The sequence below is a fragment of the Delftia acidovorans SPH-1 genome, assembly GCF_000018665.1.
GTDB lineage: Bacteria > Pseudomonadota > Gammaproteobacteria > Burkholderiales > Burkholderiaceae_C > Comamonas > Comamonas acidovorans.
In genome coordinates this window covers 6,360,006-6,379,710 of sequence record NC_010002.1, presented here as the reverse complement: position 1 = coordinate 6,379,710, position 19,705 = coordinate 6,360,006, and the positions used below count along the sequence as shown (strand labels likewise).

The 19,705-nt window shown below is 70.1% G+C and carries 14 protein-coding genes; 10 read left to right on the top strand and 4 right to left on the bottom strand.

Going from position 1 to position 19,705, the window contains the following annotated elements; translation table 11 throughout:
* The first annotated feature begins 134 nt into the window (after nucleotides 1-134).
* Genes DACI_RS28970 through DACI_RS28945 form a run of 6 tightly spaced genes read left to right on the top strand, consistent with a single transcriptional unit; the run spans nucleotide 135 to nucleotide 6,699 of the window.
* Nucleotides 135-884: a DUF969 domain-containing protein gene (locus DACI_RS28970; RefSeq protein ID WP_012207528.1), complete on the top strand. Its 750-nt coding sequence runs from the start codon at nucleotides 135-137 to the stop codon at nucleotides 882-884.
* 1 nt (nucleotide 885) lies between these two features.
* Nucleotides 886-1,839: a DUF979 domain-containing protein gene (locus DACI_RS28965; RefSeq protein WP_012207527.1), complete on the top strand. Its 954-nt coding sequence runs from the start codon at nucleotides 886-888 to the stop codon at nucleotides 1,837-1,839.
* Between the two features lie 16 nt (nucleotides 1,840-1,855).
* A complete protein-coding gene (gene pcp / locus DACI_RS28960; RefSeq protein ID WP_012207526.1) occupies nucleotides 1,856-2,524 on the top strand; it encodes a pyroglutamyl-peptidase I in 669 nt (222 codons plus the stop codon).
* A 34-nt stretch (nucleotides 2,525-2,558) separates the two neighbouring features.
* Nucleotides 2,559-3,317, top strand: coding sequence for a LamB/YcsF family protein (locus tag DACI_RS28955; RefSeq protein ID WP_012207525.1), 759 nt, complete (start codon nucleotides 2,559-2,561; stop codon nucleotides 3,315-3,317).
* 9 nt (nucleotides 3,318-3,326) lie between these two features.
* A complete protein-coding gene (locus DACI_RS28950; protein ID WP_012207524.1) occupies nucleotides 3,327-4,922 on the top strand; it encodes a 5-oxoprolinase subunit B/C family protein in 1,596 nt (531 codons plus the stop codon).
* Between the two features lie 49 nt (nucleotides 4,923-4,971).
* On the top strand, nucleotides 4,972-6,699 hold the full coding sequence (locus tag DACI_RS28945) for an acetyl/propionyl/methylcrotonyl-CoA carboxylase subunit alpha (protein ID WP_012207523.1): 1,728 nt from the start codon (nucleotides 4,972-4,974) through the stop codon (nucleotides 6,697-6,699).
* Nucleotides 6,700-7,421: 722 nt separating this feature from the next.
* Here the strand turns inward: DACI_RS28945 and DACI_RS28940 are convergent.
* Nucleotides 7,422-9,332, bottom strand: a complete 1,911-nt coding sequence (locus DACI_RS28940; RefSeq protein ID WP_043782927.1) for a bifunctional metallophosphatase/5'-nucleotidase — start codon at nucleotides 9,330-9,332, stop codon at nucleotides 7,422-7,424.
* Between the two features lie 148 nt (nucleotides 9,333-9,480).
* Here DACI_RS28940 and DACI_RS28935 point away from each other — a divergent pair, with 148 nt between their 5' ends.
* Entirely contained in the window at nucleotides 9,481-12,000 is a 2,520-nt protein-coding gene (locus DACI_RS28935; protein ID WP_012207521.1) for a heavy metal translocating P-type ATPase, read from the top strand.
* Nucleotides 12,001-12,013: 13 nt separating this feature from the next.
* Here DACI_RS28935 and DACI_RS28930 read toward each other — a convergent pair whose 3' ends face one another.
* The 3 genes from DACI_RS28930 to DACI_RS32430 all read right to left on the bottom strand — a co-directional run bounded on the left by DACI_RS28930 (nucleotide 12,014) and on the right by DACI_RS32430 (nucleotide 13,999).
* A complete protein-coding gene (locus DACI_RS28930; RefSeq protein ID WP_012207520.1) occupies nucleotides 12,014-12,718 on the bottom strand; it encodes a riboflavin synthase in 705 nt (234 codons plus the stop codon).
* Between the two features lie 100 nt (nucleotides 12,719-12,818).
* Nucleotides 12,819-13,694: a hypothetical protein gene (locus tag DACI_RS28925; RefSeq protein WP_012207519.1), complete on the bottom strand. Its 876-nt coding sequence runs from the start codon at nucleotides 13,692-13,694 to the stop codon at nucleotides 12,819-12,821.
* A gap of 155 nt (nucleotides 13,695-13,849) precedes the next feature.
* Nucleotides 13,850-13,999, bottom strand: a complete 150-nt coding sequence (locus tag DACI_RS32430) for a hypothetical protein (protein WP_013800628.1) — start codon at nucleotides 13,997-13,999, stop codon at nucleotides 13,850-13,852.
* Nucleotides 14,000-14,195: 196 nt separating this feature from the next.
* Here DACI_RS32430 and DACI_RS28920 point away from each other — a divergent pair, with 196 nt between their 5' ends.
* From DACI_RS28920 to DACI_RS28910, 3 genes are read left to right on the top strand one after another with little or no spacing between them, the layout of a single operon-like run.
* Nucleotides 14,196-14,879 carry a DUF2760 domain-containing protein gene (locus DACI_RS28920; RefSeq protein ID WP_043782922.1) on the top strand — a complete coding sequence of 228 codons (684 nt, stop codon included), beginning with the start codon at nucleotides 14,196-14,198 and terminating at the stop codon, nucleotides 14,877-14,879.
* Between the two features lie 2 nt (nucleotides 14,880-14,881).
* A complete protein-coding gene (locus DACI_RS28915; protein ID WP_012207517.1) occupies nucleotides 14,882-16,747 on the top strand; it encodes an Hsp70 family protein in 1,866 nt (621 codons plus the stop codon).
* A gap of 59 nt (nucleotides 16,748-16,806) precedes the next feature.
* A complete protein-coding gene (locus DACI_RS28910; RefSeq protein ID WP_012207516.1) occupies nucleotides 16,807-19,662 on the top strand; it encodes an Hsp70 family protein in 2,856 nt (951 codons plus the stop codon).
* Nucleotides 19,663-19,705: the final 43 nt, after the last annotated feature.

Sequence of the window (19,705 nt, the reverse complement as noted above, 5' to 3'; positions counted from 1 at the left end):
CAATTCGTTTCTGTAAGACAAATTCTTTGTTTTGTTGAACAAAACCAGGTTGGCTGCGCACTCCACGCCACCGGGTTGGGCCTGCGGGGCGGCTTGACGGTCGCTCCGCACCGGGGTGTGAAGGGGGAATCAACATGCTGACTGACGTCAATCTCTGGCCGCTTATCGGAGTGGCCATCATCGTTGCGGGCTTCGTGCTGCGCTTCAATCCCATGCTGGTCGTGATCGTCACGGCCATCGGCACGGCACTGGCGGCGGGCTTCCCCGTCGACAAGGTGCTGGCCACCATTGGCACGGGCTTCATCAAGACGCGCAACCTGCCGCTGATCATCCTGCTGCCGCTGGCCGTGATCGGCCTGCTGGAGCGCCATGGCCTGCGCCAGCACGCGCAGAACTGGATCAGCTCCATCAAGTCGGCCACCGCAGGCCGCCTGCTCATCGTCTACCTGGCCGCACGCCAGCTGACGGCCGCCGTGGGCCTGACCAGCCTGGGCGGGCATCCGCAGATGGTGCGCCCGCTGCTGGCGCCCATGGCCGAAGGTGCGACCCAGTCGCGCTTCGGCATCCTGCCCGCCAAGGTGCGCGACAAGCTGCGCGCCTACTCGGCCGCCACGGACAACGTGGGCCTGTTCTTCGGCGAGGACATCTTCGTGGCCTTCGGCGCCATCGTGCTGATGACCACCTTCCTGAAGGAAGCCGGCATCGAGGTCGAGCCCATCCACGTCGCGCTGTGGGGCATTCCCACGGCCATCTGCGCCTTCGTGATCCATGCCTGGCGCCTGCGCCGCCTGGACCGCATGCTGGAGCGCGAACTGGCCCAGTACAAGGCCGGTGTCGAGGCCGACGCAGCCAACGCCAACGCCACCCAAGCCAAGGGAGCCTGAAATGACGCTGACCATCCAACACCTGTACTACCTGGTCGGCTTCGTCCTGGCCGTCACGGCCGTGATGACGCTGCGCGATGCCAGCAACCCCAAGCGCTGGTCCAGCGGCCTGTTCTGGGCGCTGTATGCAGCCGTCTTCCTGGTGGGCAATGAACTGTCGCCCGTGATCGTGGGCGTGATCGCCGTGGCCATGGCCCTGATCGCCGGCTTCGGCGGCGTAGGCAGTGGCCGCCATGCGCCGCGCAGCGATGCCGAATACCTGGCCAGCGCCAAGCGCCTGGGCAACAAGCTGTTCGTGCCGGCCCTGGCGATCCCGCTGATCACCATGATCGGCACGCTCAGCGCCTCGCACCTGGTCTTCGGCGGCACGCCCCTGCTGGACCCCAAGGCCACCACGCTGGTGAGCCTGGGCGTGGGCTGCGTGCTGGCGCTGGGCCTGGCCTGCTGGCTGACCCGCGAGACGCCCGCCCAGGGCATGCGCGAATCGCGCCGCCTGACCGATGCGCTGGGCTGGGCCCTGGTCCTGCCCCAGATGCTGGGCATGCTGGGCCTGGTGTTCTCGGACGCCGGCGTGGGCAAGGCCGTGGCCTATGTGACCACCACCTATATCAACATGGACATCCGCTTCGTGGCCGTGGCCGTCTACGTGCTGGGCATGGCGCTGTTCACGGTGGTGATGGGCAATGGCTTCGCGGCCTTCCCGGTGATGACGGGCGGCGTGGGCGTGCCTATCCTGGTCGGCGTCTACCATGGCGACCCGGCCGTGATGGCGGCCATCGGCATGCTCTCGGGCTACTGCGGCACCCTGCTGACGCCCATGGCGGCCAACTTCAACCTGGTGCCCGCCGCGCTGCTGGAGATCGACAAGAATGCCGTGATCCGAGCCCAGGTGCCCACGGCCCTGGCCCTGCTGACCGCCAATGTCTTCCTGCTGTACTTCCTGATGTTCCGTTAAAGGACGGACTGTTGCCATGACCGATTCCACTTCCCCGCGCATCCTGGTGACCGGCTTCGAGCCGTTCGAGCAGGACCCTGTCAATCCCTCGTGGGAAGTGGCGCGTGCCCTGCATGGCGAGACCGTGGCCGGCGCCATCGTCCACGGCCTGCAGCTGCGCTGCGTGTTCGGCGAGTCGCTGCGCCAGCTGCAGGAGGCGCTGGCGCAGTTGCAGCCGGTGCTGGTCATCAGCCTGGGCCTGGCCGGCGGCCGCAGCGAGTTCACGCCCGAGCGCGTGGCCATCAATATCGACGACGCCCGCATTCCCGACCATGCGGCGCGCCAGCCCGTGGACCAGGTGGTGATCCCGGGCGCGCCCGCCGCGTACTTTTCCACGCTGCCCATCAAGGCCGTGGTGCACAACCTGCGCGCGCGCGGCATTCCGTCTTCCGTGTCCAACACGGCGGGCACCTTTGTCTGCAACCACGTGTTTTTCGCGCTCATGCACTGGCTGGCCCAGGGCAAGGCGGCGCCGGGCGCGCGTGGCGGCTTCATCCACGTGCCGGCCCTGCCCGAGCAGGCAGCGCGCAAGCCGGGCATGCCCAGCATGTGCCTGGCCGACCAGGTGGCTGCCGTGCGCGAGACCATTCGCACGGCCCTGACCGTGACCCAGGATCTGAAGGAAAACGCCGGCCAGCTGCACTGAGAGCCTGTGCACCGAGTCCGGCGAGGAGAGAACGATGAAAATTGACCTGAACAGTGATCTTGGCGAAAGCCTGGGCGGATGGCGCATGGGCGACGACGCCGCCATGCTCGACATCGTCAGCAGCGCCAACGTGGCCTGCGGATTCCATGCCGGCGACCCGGCAGGCATCCTGGAGACGCTCAAGGCCGCCCGCGAGCGCGGCGCCATGGTGGGCGCCCATGTGTCCTATCCCGACCTCGTCGGCTTCGGCCGGCGCAACATGGATGTGGCCAGCGCCGACCTGGTGGCCGGCGTCATCTACCAGATCGGTGCGCTGCAGGGCCTGGCCCGCGTGGCCGGCACCGAGGTGCGCTACGTCAAGCCGCACGGCGCGCTCTACAACACCATTGCCCACGACAGGCGCCAGGCCACCGACGTGATCACGGCCATGCGCGCCATCGACCCCAGCCTGGTGCTGGTGGCGCTGGCCGGCTCGCCGCTGATCGACTGGGCGCGCGATGCGGGCCTGACCGTGGTGGCCGAGGCCTTTGCCGACCGTGGCTACACGCCCGAGGGCACCCTGGTCTCGCGCCGCGATCCGGGCGCCGTGCTGCACGATGTGGACCAGATCGCCGCGCGCATGCTGTCCCTGGTGCGCGACGGCGTGGTCGAGGCCGTCGATGGCAGCCTGGTGCGCATTGCCGCCGACTCCATCTGCGTGCACGGCGACAGCCCCGGTGCCGTGGCCATTGCACGCCACCTGCGCGAACGTTTCGAGCAGGAGGGCGTGCGCATTTCCTCCTTCGTGGGCTGAGGGCACACCATGCGTTTTCTACCCGTCAACCGGCAGGCCCTGATGGTGGAGCTGGCCGATCTGGATGAAACCCTGGCCCTGCTGGGCTCGCTGCAGCGCGAGCCCATCGATGGCGTGCAGGAGCTGGTGCCGGCCGCGCGCACCGTGCTCGTGCAGTTCGCTCCCGCCAGGCTGGGCGTGGCCGAGCTGGTGCGCCGCATTGCCGCGCGCGACCTGGGCCAGCGGGCCGAGCGCAGCAATGTGCTGGTCGAGATTCCCGTGCACTACGACGGCGAGGACCTGGCCGATGTGGCGCAGCTGCTGGGCATCACGCCCGAGGAAGTCGTGCGCCGCCACACGGGCAGCGAGTACGCCGTGGCCTTCACGGGCTTCGCGCCCGGCTTTGCCTACCTCAGCGGGGGCGATCCGATCTTCAACGTGCCGCGCCGCACCACGCCGCGCACGCGCGTGCCGGCCGGCTCCGTGGCGCTGGGCGGCACGTTCAGCGCCGTCTATCCCCAGGCCAGCCCGGGCGGCTGGCAACTGATAGGCCGCACCTCGGCCCGCATGTGGGACCTGGCGCGCGAGCTGCCTGCGCTGCTGCAGCCCGGCTACCGCGTGCGCTTTGCCGATGCGGCCGGCATGGCCCAGGTGGATGAGGCGCCCGCGCCCGCCGTGGCACAGGCCGCGCCGCATGAAGGCAACGCGCTGCGCGTCAAGGCCACGGGCCTGATGACGCTGTTCCAGGACCGGGGCCGCCTGGGCCAGGCCGGGCAGGGCGTCTCGGCCTCGGGCGCCATGGACCAGGCAGCCTTCAAGGCCGCCAACCGCCTGGTCGGCAATGCCAGCGACCTGGCCGTGCTGGAGACCGTGGGCGGTGGCCTGTCGCTGCAAAGCCAGGGCGAGACCGTGGTCGCCATCACGGGCGCCGATGCGCCCCTGACCGTGACCACCGGATCCGGCCAGCGCTGGAGCGTGCCGCGCTACCAGGCCGTGGCCCTGGCCGATGGCGACCAGCTGACCGTGGGCCAGCCCGTGGCCGGCGCGCGCTGCTATGTGGCCGTGCGCGGCGGCTTCGCCGTCACGCCCGTGCTGGGCAGCGCCTGCACCGACACCCTGGCGAATGTCGGCCCAGCCGCCCTGGCCGTGGGCCAGGTCCTGCCCGTTCGGCCTGCGGACCGCAAGGCCGTGGCCGCACCCGAGCTGCCGCCCGAATCCCTGCCCACCACCGGGCAGGACGTGGTGCTGGACGTGGAGCTGGGCCCGCGCACCGACTGGTTCACGCCCGAGGCCGTGGCCCTGCTGGCCGCGCAGCGCTGGCAGGTCACGCCGCAGTCCAACCGCGTGGGCCTGCGCGTGGCCGGCGAGCAGCCCCTGGCGCGCGCCGTGGCCGGCGAGCTGCCCAGCGAAGGCACGCCGCTGGGCGCCATCCAGGTGCCCCCCAGCGGCCAGCCCGTGCTGTTCCTGGCCGACCATCCGCTGACGGGCGGCTATCCCGTCATCGGCTGCGTGGCGCCGCACCACCTGGATCTGGCCGGCCAGATTCCCGTGGGCGCCTGGATCCGCTTCAACCCCATCCGCGCCTTCGAGGAATACACCCCCGGCGCGCAAGGCTCCAAGAACTGAACGCGGGGAGCGCCCGGTGGCGCCTGCCCGCAACTGAAAGAAGCTGATCATGAAAAAAGTCCTGATTGCCAACCGTGGCGAGATCGCCGTCCGCATCGCCCGCGCCTGCGCCGACTACGGCGTGAAATCCGTGGCCGTCTACGCCGATGCCGACATCGACGCCCTGCACGTGCGCATGGCCGACGAGGCCTATGGCCTGGACGGCGAGCGCCCGGCCGACACCTACCTGAACATCGCCAAGCTCATCGCCATCGCGCACAAGAGCGGCGCCGACGCCGTGCACCCCGGCTACGGCTTCCTGTCCGAAAGCGAAGCCTTTGCGCGCGCCGTGCTGGATGCGGGCCTGCGCTGGATCGGCCCCACGCCCGAGACCATCGCCAAGCTGGGCGACAAGGTCGAGGCGCGCAAGATCGCCCTGCAGGTCGGCGCTCCCCTGGTGGCCGGCACGCCCGACCCCGTCAAGGATGCCGGCGAAGTGCTGGCCTTTGCCCAGCAGCACGGCCTGCCCATCATCATCAAGGCCGCCTTCGGCGGCGGCGGGCGCGGCATGAAGATCGCGTGGCGCATGGACGAGGTCGAGGAACTCTTTCACTCGGCCGTGCGCGAGGCCGTCACCGCCTTCGGCCGCGGCGAATGCTTCGTCGAGCAATTCCTGGACCGCCCCCGCCATATCGAGGCCCAGGTGCTGGCCGACACCCACGGCAACGTGGTCGTGCTGGGCACGCGCGACTGCTCGCTGCAGCGGCGCAACCAGAAGCTGGTGGAAGAGGCCCCGGCGCCCTTCCTCAGCGACGAGCAGCGCGCCCGCATCCACAGCTCCGCACGCGACATCTGCGCGGCGGCCGGCTACGTCAGCGCGGGCACGGTGGAATTCCTGCTGAGCCAGACGGGCGCCATCTCCTTCCTCGAAGTCAACACGCGCCTGCAGGTCGAGCACCCGGTGACCGAGCAGACCACGGGCGTGGACCTGGTGATCGAGCAGCTGCGCGTGGCCGACGGCCTGCCGCTGTCCATCACCGAAACCCCGGCGCCGCTGGGCCACTCCATCGAATTTCGCATCAACGCCGAAGACGTGGGCCGGGGCTTCCTGCCCACGCCCGGCCCCGTGGTGCGGTTCGACCCGCCCTCGGGCCCCGGCGTGCGCCTGGACACGGGCGTGCAGACCGGCTCGGTCGTGCCCGGCAGCTTCGACTCGCTGATGGCCAAGCTCATCGTCAGCGGCGCCACGCGCGAACAGGCCCTGGCCCGCGCACGCCGCGCGCTGGCCGAGTTCCGCATCGAAGGCCTGTCCTCCGTCCTGCCCTTCCACCGCGCCGTCATTGGCCATGCCGACTTCGTGGGCAACGACGGCTTCAAGGTCCACACGCGCTGGATCGAATCCGACTTCGCCGAACCCCTGGCCGCCGCCGTGCGTGCCGAGCCGCTGCCCGACGCCAGCCTGGTGCGCTGCGCGGTCGAGATCGACGGGCGACGGGTGTCGCTGGGCCTGCCTGCGATGCTGCTGCAGGGGCTGGCATCGGCTGGCGGCGGTGTGGCTGCCGCGCCGGCTGCCGAATCTGCCGTGGACCCTGCTGCCGTCACCTCACCCATTGCAGGCAATCTGCATGCGTGGAAGGTGGCCGATGGCGATACCGTTCAGGAGGGCGATGTGATTGCCGTCATGGAGGCCATGAAGATGGAGATGCAGGTGACTGCGCATCGCAGCGGGGTGGTTGCGTTGGTGGCTGAGGCGGGGAAGGCGCAGGTGTTGGGGGCTGTGATTGCTCGGATTGGGTGATTTTTGGTTGACCTGTTTTTGATTCTGTTGTGCCTTTTGCGGCAGAGGCCGGGTCTCGCCCCGGCAGGCGACCCACTTTCTTATCGCGCGATAAGAAAGTGGGCAAAGAAGCGCGCCCCGAACTGCCCACGACCCTTCGCTTCGCTGCGGGCGACCTGCGTTGGGCGGGATGCGGGGTGTGCCGCAGAACTCGCTTTGCGCTTCGCGCGCCGCTCAAACAACTGCGGCAAGTCAGATGACGAAGCAAGCCTGTCCTTCGGCAGGCTTGCCACCCCGCATCCCGCCCAACGCAGGCGTGGGCAGAAGGGGGGAGGCTGGGGGTAGCCAACAGCCAACAGCCAACAGCCAACAGCCGGCGCTATCGATCCGCTCGGCTTCAAACGGGGGCCGAGCGAAGCGAAGGCCCGCACCACCTCCCCGTATGTCAGCGCCTGCGGCGTGGTGGTTGCGGGGTTGCAGTCCTGCCGAAGGACAGGACTGCTTCGTGATCTGACTCGCTGCGGTTGTCTGAGCGGCGCGCGAAGCGCAAAGCGAGTTCCGCAGCGAACCCCGCAACCGCCACGACGCAGGTTGCCCGCAGCGAAGCGAAGGGTCGCGGACATTCGGGGTCGCCTTCTTTGGCCACCTTTCTTGGCGATCAAGAAAGGTGGTCGGCCGCCGGGCCGAGACCCGGCCTCGAAAAACACCCCCCCGGCAGGGTCTCAAAAAAGAGCGTGAACTAATCAGCGCCCACCCTGAAAACTACGCGTGCTGTACAGATCCGCCGGCAGCCGCGACAGCAGCGGCAGACCAGACACCGCATCCACCGGCTGCCTCTCGATGTAGTTGAAGAACACATCGGAATCGAGCACGCCAATGTCCAGACGGCGCGCATCAGGCACGGCCGCCAGCGTCTTGTAGCCATCGCCGCCCGTGGCATTGAAGCTCAGCACGAACAGCTTGTACGTGCGCGCCGCATCCAGCGGCTTCCACGTCTTGCTCGCGTTGTCATACACCTCGATGCCCGACACGCGCTGGCCGGCCGCCGCTGCCGCATTCACGTCAAAGCGCAGGCCGCCCGTGTAGGGGTAGGGGCCGGTCGTGCCGCTGGGGCCGTAGACGGCCTGCAGGCCGTCTTCGAGCATGCCCTTGACTTCCGTGCCGGTGATATCCAGGCGGAACAGCTTGTTGCCGAAGGGCAGGACCTGGATGACCTGGGCGGCCGTGGTCTGACCCAGCAGCGGGATGCGCACGCCGCCGCCGCTTTGCAGGGTGATGTCGGCGCCGCCGTAGTGGCGGTTGGCTTCTTCCAGGTAGGCCTGGGCCACGAGCTGCTGGATGTCGCCGCCGCGCACGCTGACGCTGCCTTCGGCATTGCAGGCGGCGCTGGACTGGCTGTAGTTCATGGTGCCGACGCCGCCGGGCACGCGGCGCGAGCACAGTTCCTGGGGCACGGTGGCGACCTGCTTGAGGTTGAACTGGGCGACCTTGTCCTTGAAGGGCTGCAGCGCGGCGGTGGCCTTGGCCGAGGGCGTGGTCACGCGCAGCACGCCGGTGGCGGCGGCGCTGGCCTTGAGCGCGGTCTTTTGCGCATCGGTGGCGGCCTTGCCGGCGATGGTGAAGCTGTCGCCGATGAGCACATGGGGCGTGCCCGTGCACTGGGTGACGCGGCCGTCGGCGTCGAACTGGACCTTGAGGTCGCCGACGACCTGGGCGTACTCCCAGGCCTGGACCACGCAGACGGGGCTGCCGTCCTTGTCGGCCAGGCGCGTGGGGTAGGCGCCGCCCGGTGTGCCCACGCCCGTGGTGTTGAGCACGTCGGGGCCGAGCAGGGTGTGCGAGTCGCCGCCCACGACCACGTCCACGCCGCTGAGCTTGGGCACGATCTGGCGGTCGTACTCATAGCCCACATGGCTCATGACGATGATCTTGTTGATGCCCTTGGCGCGCAGCGCGTCGATTTCGCGCTGGGCCGCCGTGGCTTCGTCCTCGAAGGTGGTGTCGGCATCGGGGCTGGACGATGCCTTGGTCTTGCCCGCAATGGTCAGGCCGACGATGCCGATCTTCTGGCCGCCGCGCTCCACCACGGTGGAGGGGTTCACATAGCCGGGCGCCTTGGCCGCGTTCAGGGCCGAGTTGGCGCCAAAGCGCACGTTGGCGCTGAGCACGGGCGTCTTGCAGGTGCCGGCGCGCAGGCGGTCCAGGAAGGACTTGAGGCCGCTGTCGCCCTTGTCGAACTCGTGGTTGCCCAGCGTGAAGGCGTCAAAGCAGACGGTGTTCATGAGGGCGGCATCGGCCTCGCCGTCGGCGCCTGCACGGTTGAAGTACAGCGTGCCGGTGAGCGCGTCGCCGGCGTGCAGCTTGAGCACGTTGGGCGACTGCGCGGCCAGCTCCTCGATGGCCTGGGTCACGCGCGCAAAGCCTGCGGCGTCCACGGCCACGGCTTCGGCCTTGCCCGTGCCGGCGTCCAGCTGCAGGGTCTTGCTCTTGGACTCCAGCGTGGAGTGGTGATCGTTGATGTGCAGAATGCGCAGCTCCAGCGGCTGGCCTGCGGGCGTGTCGTTGCCGGAGCCGCCGCAACCGGCGATCAGGGCGGAGGCTGCCAGGGCCACGGCCAGCGGGCGCAGGGCGGGGCGATGGGAGGTCAAGGACATGAACGGGTTCTCTCTGTATCGGTTTGTCACGGCCGCCGATGCTGGGCAAGGCTGATGACACGGCGATGAAATCGCCTTGCAGGGGGCTTGACCTTGACATGGTGGCAATCTCTAAAGTGCCTCCATGCGAGAACAAAGGAGTCAGGCAATGAATGCATCGACCAAGGCCGGCATGGCCATAGACCTGCCCGTTCAGGGCATGACCTGCGCCTCCTGCGTGGGGCGTGTGGAACGCGCGCTCAAGAAGCTGCCGGGCGTGCAGGAAGCCGTGGTCAACCTGGCCACCGAAAAGGCCAGCATCCGTTTCGAGGGCGCGGCCGATCTACCGGCCGCCATTTCCGCCATCGAGAAGGCCGGCTACGAAGTGCCCCAGTCCAGCGTGGAGTTGGAGGTGGAGGGCATGACCTGCGCCTCCTGCGTAGGCCGCGTGGAGCGGGCGCTGAAAAAGGTGGAGGGCGTGCAATCGGCCAGCGTGAACCTGGCCACCGAACGTGCATTGGTGACGCTGGCTGGCAGTGCAGATGTGGCGGCCCTTGTGGCAGCTGTGCACAAGGCCGGGTACGAAGCGCGTCCGCTGGGCGCCAGCGCGAACCCGGCCAGTGAAGGCGGCGCTGCGCAGTCGCCGGCTGAAGACGGCACGGAGCAGCGCCAGGCGCGCGAGCGTGCGTCGCTCAAGCGCTCGCTGATCGTGGCCACGGTGTTCGCGCTGCCGGTGTTCGTGCTGGAGATGGGCGGCCACATGGTGCCGGCCTTCCACCACTGGGTGGGGCAGGCCATCGGCACCCAGAACAGCTGGTACCTGCAGTGCCTGCTGTCGGCCATCGTGCTGTTCGGGCCGGGCCTGCGCTTCTTCCAGAAGGGCATTCCCGCGCTGCTGCGCGGCGCGCCCGACATGAATTCGCTGGTGGCCGTTGGCACCTCGGCGGCCTTTGCCTATTCGCTGGTGGCCACCTTCGTGCCGCAGTGGCTGCCGGCCGGCACGGTGAATGTGTATTACGAGGCGGCGGCCGTGATCGTGGCGCTGATCCTGCTGGGCCGCTTCATGGAGGCGCGCGCCAAGGGCAATACCTCGGAGGCCATCCGCCGCCTGGTGCGACTGCAGGCCAAGACGGCGCGCGTGCGCAAGGACGGCGCCGTGCAGGAAGTGGACATCGCCGCCGTGCGTGCGGGCGACACCATCGAGGTGCGGCCCGGCGAGCGCATTCCCGTCGATGGCGAGGTCATCGAGGGCAGCAGCTTCGTCGATGAATCCATGATCAGCGGAGAGCCCGTGCCGGTCGAGAAAACCCCGGGAGCCGAACTGGTCGGCGGCACGGTGAACCAGAACGGCGCACTGGCCTTTCGCGCCACCAAGGTGGGCGCGGACACGCTGCTGGCGCAGATCATCCGCATGGTCGAGCAGGCCCAGGGCTCCAAGCTGCCCATACAGGCGCTGGTGGACCAGGTCACCATGTGGTTCGTGCCGGCCGTGATGGCCGTGGCCCTGCTGACCTTCGGCGCATGGCTGGCCTGGGGGCCGTCGCCCGCACTGAGCTTTGCGCTGGTCAATGCCGTGGCCGTGCTCATCATCGCCTGCCCCTGCGCCATGGGCCTGGCCACGCCCACCTCCATCATGGTGGGTACGGGCCGGGCCGCTCAGATGGGCGTGCTGCTGCGCAAGGGCGAGGCCCTGCAGACCCTCAAGGACGCCCGCGTGGTGGCCGTGGACAAGACCGGCACGCTGACGCGCGGCCGCCCCGAGCTGACCGACCTGGTGCTGGCCCCGGGCTTCGAGGGCGAGCGCAGCCGCGTGCTGGCGCTGGTGGCGGCCGTGGAAGACCGCTCCGAGCACCCGATTGCGCGCGCCATCGTGGATGCTGCCAAGGCCGAGGATCTGCCGCTGGGTGCTGTTGATCGCTTTGAATCGGTCACGGGCTTTGGCGTGCGCGCCCAGGTGGAGGGCGTGCGCGTGGAGATCGGTGCCGACCGCTTCATGCGCGAATTGGGCCTGCAGGTGGACACGCTGGCAGACGAGGCCGCGCGCCTGGGCGACGAAGGCAAAACGCCTCTGTATGCCGCCGTGGACGGCCGCCTGGCCGCCATGATCGCCGTGGCCGATCCCATCAAGGACAGCACGCCGGCCGCCATTGCCGCGCTGCACGCCTTGGGCCTGAAGGTGGCCATGATCACCGGCGACAACCGCCGCACGGCCGAGGCCATTGCGCGGCAGCTGGGCATCGACGAGGTGGTGGCCGAGGTGCTGCCCGGCGGCAAGGTCGATGCCGTCAAGCGCCTGAAGGCCGAGCACGGCACGCTGGCCTATGTGGGCGACGGCATCAACGACGCGCCGGCCCTGGCCGAGGCCGATGTGGGCCTGGCCATCGGCACGGGCACGGACATCGCCATCGAGGCGGCCGACGTGGTGCTGATGTCAGGCGACCTGGGTGGCGTACCCAATGCGATCGCGCTGTCCAAGGCCACCATGGCCAATATCCGCCAGAACCTGTTCTGGGCCTTTGCCTACAACGTGGCCCTGATCCCCGTGGCCGCGGGCCTGCTGTACCCCGTCAACGGCACGCTGCTGTCGCCCGTGTTCGCGGCCGGGGCCATGGCGCTGTCCAGCGTCTTCGTGCTCAGCAACGCGCTGCGCCTGCGGCGCTTCAGTCCGCCGTTGGCGGCGGGGCGTTGAACGACGAAGGCAGTCAGCCGGGCAGCTTGGGGACGTCTATGAAGTCGTCCAGGCTCAGGCCCTTTTCTTTCAGCAGGGCCTCGAGCACGGGCTGCAGGCGGCCCAGGCTTTGCTGCACGGTCTCGCGCACCGTGTCCACCACGACCTGGGTGCTGCGGTCGATCTCCACATTGAGCAGGTCGCCCACGCCCTTGGACTCGAACACGGTCATGCGGCGCGTCTCGGGGATCAGCCAGACCTCGAACCAGCCCGCCTGGCGGTCCACCTCGGACACCGTGAGGCTGGCGCCGTTGATGGCGATGTAGCCCTTGGCGAACACGTAGTGCCGAAAGCCCTCCGGAATGCCGAAGCGGATGCGGTGGTTGGTGTCGCTGGAGGCCACTTCCAGCACGGGCGAGGTGAAATCCACATGGCCCGACAGCGGGTGGCCGCCGATCTCGGCGCCATCCTTTGCCGCGCGCTCCACATTGACGCGCCCGCCCACGGCATAGCCGCCCAGCGTGGTGATGTTCAGGCTTTGCAGCATCACGTCGAAGGTGGCGCGCGTGGGCGAGAGGATCTCGGTCACCGTCAGGCACACGCCGTCGGTGGAGACGCTGGCGCCGATGGCCAGGTCCTGGCAGAAGCCTTCGGGAAAGTCGAGGGTGAAGGTGCGCAGGCCGTTCTGGTCGCGCAGCGCGGCAATGCTTGCCACGGCCTGGATGATGCCGGTGAACACGATGTGGGATTCCTTGGAGCCGCCCGGTCGGCGGCGAAGCGGGTATTTTGCATCGCGGCGCTGCGCTGCGGGGGCGCAGGCCGGCGTGTCCCTGCGGGCATCAGGCCGGTGCTGCGGCTTCCTCCCACCACCCGCTGAGCAGTGCCGGCGGGCGCTGCGCCGCATGCACCCAGGCACAGGACGGCCAGGCATCCTGCTGCACGTTCATGCCCGCATAGATGCCATAGCCGGGGCCGGCCGCGATCTCGCCTTCGGCATGCAGGGTCTCGCCCGCGCGGATGCTGCAGGCCGCGCGGATGTCGCCCAGCGCACGCATGCCCCAGTCCACCTCGATGTGGCTGCCGCCTTCCACGTCGGCGCCAGCGTACAGGCCGTGGCCCAGCTCGATCAGGCCGCTGGCGCGGATGCTGCCGCCCGCGCGCAAGCCCTTGCCGCAGCGGATGGCGCCCTGCACCTCGATGTCCTGGCCGGCCTGTGCCCCTCCGCCCAGGCGCAGGTCGGCGCCGCAGCGCAGCTCCCAGCCCGCGCGCACGTCCTCGGCGCGCAGTTCCTCGTGCACGTCCACGCTCCAGGCGGCCTTGACCAGGCCGCCGGCCTGCAGCGGGCCGCTGCAGAAGATGGCGCCGCCGCTGTGCAGGTCCTGGCCGGCCTCGATGCGGCCGGCGTGGATGCCGGCGCCGGCCTGCAGCGTGCGGCCCACGGCCAGCAGGCCGGGCACGCGCAGCTCGCCATGCACGACGACGCTGCCCGCGAACACCAGGGCATCGGCCTCCAGGTGATCGACCTCCAGCACGGCGTCGGTGGGGCCGAACTGGTTCATGAGCCAGCGCGCGTCCTCGATGCGGCCATCGCCCACCAGGGCGTCGAGCACGCGCTGGTAGTCGTTGCCGTCATGGCGGTTGCGCACGAACCAGCGAAAGCCCGCCGCGCAGGGGCTTTTGGCACGCAGAAAGTTTTGGGAGAGTTCCATGTCCATCATCGGCTCCGAGGTCAAGGCGGCTGCGCCATGCGGCGGCGCGGCCGAAAAGGCGTGCAGGCCAGGGAGATGCGGGGCGTGGGCCGGCAGCTCCTGGCATGCGCTTCGCATGCGGGATTCGCTGCGGGGGCCGTGCGGGAAGCTGGGGGTGGACCTCAGGCTTTCCGCACGGCGGCGGAAAGCAGGGCCGTGAAGCCGCACAGGCTGATGAAGGCCGTGGGCACGCCGTGCACGCGCTGCGGCCGCTGCGCGCGCAAGGCGGTGCAGCGGGTCGGGGCGTGGCGGAAAAGGCGTGTATGGGCCATGGACAGGGGCAGGAGCAGCCGCGATTATGCCGCGAGGCCATTTGCGCACGGGGGCATGGGGCCGTGTACAGGACGGGGCTTCGTTGCTTTGGGTAACATCACGGACCCTGCGGGCGCCCGGTGGAGGACCATCGGCGCCCGGTTGCCCTGCTGCGCGGCGATCGGCCCGGCAGGGTCCTCTCGCCAAGAGAAGCCCATGAATTCCAAGACTCCCCCCTCGTTCCTGAGCCGCATCGCCATCGCGATCGGCAGTTTCTTCGCCATCCTCGGCAACGGCCGCCTGGCCGCCGATGTGTCCCGCCTGCGCGACGGCGAGCCGCTGGCCGCCGACGTGCCGCCGCCCGCACCCAAGGAGGTGCGCGTGGAGGTGCCCGTGGACCGGATCGTCGAGGTCCGTGTCGAGGTGCCTGTCGAAAAGGTGGTCGAGAAAGTGGTTGAAAAGCGTGTCGAGGTGCCGGTCGAGAAGATCGTCGAAAAGACCATCGTGGAGCCGGCCGCACCCGCTGGCACCGCCGCCCTGCAACTGCTGGGCCTGCTGCAGCGCGAGGCGCGCTTCGTGGACTTCGTGCAGGAAGACGTGGCCGGCTACGCCGACGCCGAGATCGGCGCCGCTGCGCGCGTGGTGCACGAAGGCTGCCGCAAGGTGCTGCGCGAGCATTTCAGCATCGCCCCCGTGCGTGCCGAGGCCGAAGGCAGCCGCGTCACGCTGGCCGCAGGCTTTGATGCCGCCGCCGTGCGCCTGACGGGCAACGTGGTCGGCCAGGCACCCTTCACGGGCACGCTGGGCCACCGCGGCTGGCGCGTGGACGATGTCCGCCTGCCCCAGCTCACCGATCACAAGGCCGCCGCCATCGTGGCCCAGGCCGAGGTGGAGCTGTGAGCATGGACCAGTCCCGTCAATCCTCCCAGGCCCGTTTCAGCATCGGCATCGACCTGGGCACCACGCATTGCGCGCTCTCCTATGTGGACCGCCAGGCCAGCGATGGCGAGAAGGTGGAGCAGGGCGTGCTGGACATTCCCCAGCTCACCGGCCCCTCCAGCGTGGAGGCGCGCCCGCTGCTGCCGTCATTCCTCTACCTGCCGCATGAAAGCGAGCTGACTGCGGCCGACATGGCCCTGCCCTGGGGCGCCAGCCAGGACTTCGTGGTGGGCGAGTTCGCGCGATCGCGCGGCGCGGCCACGCCGATCCGGCTGGTCTCCAGCGCCAAGAGCTGGCTGTGCCATCCGGGCGTGGACCGCCGCTCGCCCCTGCTGCCGGCCGATGCGCCCGAAGAGGTGCACCGCGTCTCGCCCCTGACCGCCTCCATCCGCTACCTGTCGCACCTGCGCTGGGCCTGGGAGCAGGCCCATCCCGAGGCGCCGTTCGACGCCCAGGATGTGACAGTGACCATTCCCGCATCGTTCGACCCGGCCGCGCGCGAGCTGACGGCCGAGGCCTGCCGCGCCGCGGGCTTCCAGAAGCTCACGCTGCTGGAGGAACCCCAGGCTGCGCTGTACAGCTGGATCCAGGCCAGCGGCGGCCAGTGGCGCAAGCAGGTGCAAAGCGGCGAGATCATCCTCGTCGTGGACGTGGGCGGCGGCACCACCGACCTGTCGCTGATCGCCGTGCTGGAAAAGGACGGCGGCCTGGAGCTGCAGCGCGTGGCCGTGGGCGAGCACATCCTGCTGGGCGGCGACAACATGGACCTGGCCCTGGCCTATGGCGTGGCGCGCAAGCTGGCCCAGGAGGGCAAACAGCTCGACGCCTGGCAGACCCGCGCCCTGGCCCATGGCTGCCGCCAGGCCAAGGAGCAGTTGCTGGCCGACGCCTCGCTGCAGTCCGTGCCCGTGGTCGTGCCCAGCCGGGGCAGCAAGCTCATCGGCGGCAGCATCCGCACCGAGGTCACGCGTGACGAGGTGCTGCAGATGCTGGTGGAAGGCTTCTTCCCGCGCGCAGCCGTCTCCGACAAGCCCCAAACCCGCGCGCGCGCCGCGCTGACCCAGCTGGGCCTGCCGTATGCGCAGGACGCGGCCGTCACGCGCCACCTGGCGGCCTTCCTCTCGCGCCAGGCCGGCGCCACCGAGCAGATCGAAGGCCTCAAGGGCACGCAGCCCGAGGGCGCGTCCTTCCTGCATCCCTCGGCCATCCTGTTCAATGGCGGCGTGCTCAAGGCGCCGCAGATCGAGCAGCGCATCCTGGAAGTCGTCAACGGCTGGCTGGCCGGCGAGGGCGCGCAACCCGCGCGCCTGCTGGACGGCGCCAACCTCGATCTGGCCGTGGCGCGCGGCGCCGCCTACTTCGGCCATGTGGCGGCTGCGGGCCGTGGCGTGCGCATCCGTGGCGGCACGGCGCAGAGCTATTACGTGGGCGTGGAAAGCAACATGCCCGCCATCCCCGGCATGGAGCCGCCCATCTCGGCCCTGTGCCTGGCGCCCTTCGGCATGGAAGAGGGCACCGAGGTGGCGCTGGACACGCAGGAATTCGGCCTGGTCGTGGGCGAGCCCGTGCGCCTGCGCTTTTTCGGCTCCTCCGTGCGCCGCGCCGACCAGGTCGGCACCGTGCTGGACTTCTGGGGACCCGAGGAACTGGTCGAGCTGCAGGAGATCGAGGCCCACCTGCCCGCCGAAGGCCGTGCGCCCGGCGAGATCGTGCCCGTCACCCTGCATGCACGCGTGACCGACATCGGCACGCTGGAACTCAACGCCGTGCCCGTGGGTGGCGAAGAACGCTGGAAGGTGGAGTTCGACGTGCGGGCCGATGTAGCGTAGCCCGCCCCGGCGGCAGGCCCGGTCCGGGCCGCGCACCGTGCCATGTATTGACTGCCGATATGCCTGATACCGCCGCCTCCGAATCTTCCGCCCCCGCTCCCGCGTCCGGTGCAGCCCACATCGTGGGCATCGACCTTGGCACCAGCCACACCGTGGTGGCGCATGTGCCCGTGGGCGGCACGGCGGCCGACATCGCCTTGCTGCCCGTGGCGCAGCGCGTCTCGGCCAGCGAGGTCGCCGCCCAGGTGCTGCTGCCCTCGGCGCGCTACCAGGCGGCGCCCGGCGAGCTGGGCGATGCCTGGCAGCAGCCTTGGACTGCTCTGGGCGCCGATGCGCAAGCGCCCGCCGTCAATGGCCGCTGGGCGCGTGATCTGGGCGCGGCCGTGCCGTCGCGCCTGGTGGCCAGCGCCAAAAGCTGGCTCTCGCATGCGGGCGTGGACCGCACGGGGGCCATCCTGCCCTGGGGCGCGCCCGAAGAGGTGGCCCGGCTGTCGCCGCTGCAGGCCTCGGCCAGCTACCTGGACCATGTGCGCCAGGCCTGGGACCGCGCCCACCCCGGCGCGCCGCTGCGGGACCAGCTGGTCGTGCTGACCGTGCCGGCCTCGTTCGACGAAGGCGCGCGCGCACTGACGCTGGAGGCCGCGCAGCTGGCCGGCCTGCCAGCGGTGCAATTGCTGGAGGAACCCAAGGCCGCCTTCCACGACTGGCTGGTGCTGCAGGGCGAACGCCTGGCGGCCGAGCTGGCGCACTGCCGCCTGGTGCTGGTGGTGGATGTGGGCGGCGGCACCACCGACCTGACCCTGATCCGCGTGCAGCCCGGTGACGCTGGAGGCCTGCCCGTGCTGACACGCACGGCCGTGGGCGAGCACCTGATGCTGGGCGGCGACAACATGGACCTGGCGCTGGCCCATCGGCTGGAGCCGCAATTCGCCCCGCCCGGCGAGCGCCTGCCCGCCGCACGCTTCGCCCAACTGGTGCAGCGCTGCCGCACGGCCAAGGAACAGTTGCTGGCCAACGAGGCGCCCGAGTCCGTGGCCGTGACCCTGCTGGGCGGCGGATCGAAGCTGCTGGCGCAGACGCGCACGGCCACGCTGCGCCGCGACGAGGTGCGCGAGGCCGTGGTCGAAGGCTTCATGCCGCTGGCCGGCCTGCAGGATCTGCCCACCCGGCGCCAGGGCGCCTTGCGCGGCCTGGGGCTTCCCTATCCGGCCGATGCGGCGATCACACGGCACCTGGCGCATTTCCTCGCGCAGCACGCGGCTGGGGATTTGCCCGATGCGGTCCTGCTCAACGGCGGCGTCTTCCACGCCCATGCGCTGGCCCAGCGGCTGGTGGCGCAACTGCAGGCCTGGCGCGGCCAGCCGCTGCGCCTGCTGCACAACCCGCATCCCGACTGGGCCGTGGCACGCGGCGCAGCGGCGCATGGCCTGGCCATGCATGTCCAGAGCCGTCCGTCTGAGGATCTGCCGGAATCGGAAGATGCCCGGACTGTGCCCGCCCCGGTACCGCGCATCGGCGGCGGCTCGCCGCGCAGCTACTGGCTGGTCCTGCCCGAGAAGGCGGGTGCCGCACCACAGGGCATCTGCCTGCTGCCGCGCGGCACGGAAGAGGGCGTGCGCATCGTGCTCTCCGGCCGGCGCTTTGCGCTGCGCCTGGGACAGGCCGTGCGCTTTTCCCTGGTGGCCAACAGCCTGGCGGCGGCGCCTGCGCAGGCCGGCCGCATCGCGGCGCTCGACGGCGAAGGCTGGGTCGAGCTGCCCGCCCTGTCCACCGTGCTGCCTGCGCCCGAGGGCCGGGACAAGGCCCAGGTCGAGGTGCAACTGCAGGCCTGCATGACCGAGGTCGGCACGCTGGAGGTGCGCTGCGTGGCCGCCGACGATGCGCAGCGCCAGTGGCTGCTGCCGTTCAGCGTGCGCGGTGCGCTGGCCGCAGATGGGCAGGACACCGGCGATCGTTCTGCCCGGCAGGGCCGGCTGGCCGACGCCGTGGCCCTGATCGAGCGCATCTTCGGCAGCCAGGCCCAGGAGGTGACGGCCAAGGAGGTCCGCCAGCTGCGCCAGTCGCTGGAGCGACGGCTGGGCCCGCGCGAGGACTGGGACCTGCCGCTGCTGCGCGCACTGTTCGACGCCTTGCTGGCCCGCTCCAGGCGCCGCCGCCGCACGGCCGAGCACGAGCGCGTCTGGCTGAACCTGGCAGGCTGGTGCCTGCGCCCCGGCGTGGGCGCCGAGCTGGACGGCTGGCGCATGCAGCAGGTCTGGCAACTGCATGGCCAGGGCCTGGGCCATGGCGGCGAGGCGGCCAACCGCACCGAATGGTGGGTGTTCTGGCGCCGCGTGGCCGCGGGCCTGGACGAGGCCCGGCAGATGGAACTGCTGGAAGAGGTTGCCGGCCACATGCAAAAGGCCGTGCAGCAGTCCACGCAGCGCAGCCAGGGCAAGTCCGCCCATGGCAGCTACGACGACATGCTGCGCCTGTTCGCCGCCATGGAGGCCGTGCCCTGGCAGTACCGCCAGGAAATGGGCCAGTGGATGCTGCAGCGGCTGAAGCACCCTGGTGAATCCGTGCAGACCTGGTGGGCCATAGGCCGCCTGGCCGCGCGCATGCCGCTGGCCGCCAACGCCCACCGCGTGATGCCGCCCGAGGCTGCGCAGGAGTTCCTGGACGCCACCCTGGCCCAGGACTGGCGCCGCAATGAAACCGCCATGTTCGCTGCCGTGCAGATGGCCCGCATGACGGGCGACCGTGCGCTGGACCTGTCCGATGCCCAGCGCGCCCTGGTGCTGGAGCGGTTGCGCGGCGCCGGTGCACCGCAGCGCTGGATCGACCTGGTGGAACAGGTCCAGCAGATGGACGCCCAGGATGCGAAGCGCAGCTTTGGGGATAGCCTGCCGCCTGGGCTGGTGCTGGTGGGGTGAGGGCTGTTGTCCCAAGAAGAAGGCCCCGCAGTGCGGGGCCTTC

What these genes read in the sequence shown, in the direction of transcription:
- DACI_RS28940 (WP_043782927.1), bottom strand. Translation starts at nt 9,332, where the DNA reads ATGTCCTTGACCTCCCATCGCCCCGCCCTGCGCCCGCTGGCCGTGGCC.
- DACI_RS28915 (WP_012207517.1), top strand. Translation starts at nt 14,882, where the DNA reads ATGGACCAGTCCCGTCAATCCTCCCAGGCCCGTTTCAGCATCGGCATC.
- DACI_RS32430 (WP_013800628.1), bottom strand. Translation starts at nt 13,999, where the DNA reads ATGGCCCATACACGCCTTTTCCGCCACGCCCCGACCCGCTGCACCGCC.
- DACI_RS28950 (WP_012207524.1), top strand. Translation starts at nt 3,327, where the DNA reads ATGCGTTTTCTACCCGTCAACCGGCAGGCCCTGATGGTGGAGCTGGCC.
- DACI_RS28910 (WP_012207516.1), top strand. Translation starts at nt 16,807, where the DNA reads ATGCCTGATACCGCCGCCTCCGAATCTTCCGCCCCCGCTCCCGCGTCC.
- DACI_RS28945 (WP_012207523.1), top strand. Translation starts at nt 4,972, where the DNA reads ATGAAAAAAGTCCTGATTGCCAACCGTGGCGAGATCGCCGTCCGCATC.
- DACI_RS28935 (WP_012207521.1), top strand. Translation starts at nt 9,481, where the DNA reads ATGAATGCATCGACCAAGGCCGGCATGGCCATAGACCTGCCCGTTCAG.
- DACI_RS28920 (WP_043782922.1), top strand. Translation starts at nt 14,196, where the DNA reads ATGAATTCCAAGACTCCCCCCTCGTTCCTGAGCCGCATCGCCATCGCG.
- DACI_RS28965 (WP_012207527.1), top strand. Translation starts at nt 886, where the DNA reads ATGACGCTGACCATCCAACACCTGTACTACCTGGTCGGCTTCGTCCTG.
- pcp (WP_012207526.1), top strand. Translation starts at nt 1,856, where the DNA reads ATGACCGATTCCACTTCCCCGCGCATCCTGGTGACCGGCTTCGAGCCG.
- DACI_RS28970 (WP_012207528.1), top strand. Translation starts at nt 135, where the DNA reads ATGCTGACTGACGTCAATCTCTGGCCGCTTATCGGAGTGGCCATCATC.
- DACI_RS28955 (WP_012207525.1), top strand. Translation starts at nt 2,559, where the DNA reads ATGAAAATTGACCTGAACAGTGATCTTGGCGAAAGCCTGGGCGGATGG.
- DACI_RS28925 (WP_012207519.1), bottom strand. Translation starts at nt 13,694, where the DNA reads ATGGACATGGAACTCTCCCAAAACTTTCTGCGTGCCAAAAGCCCCTGC.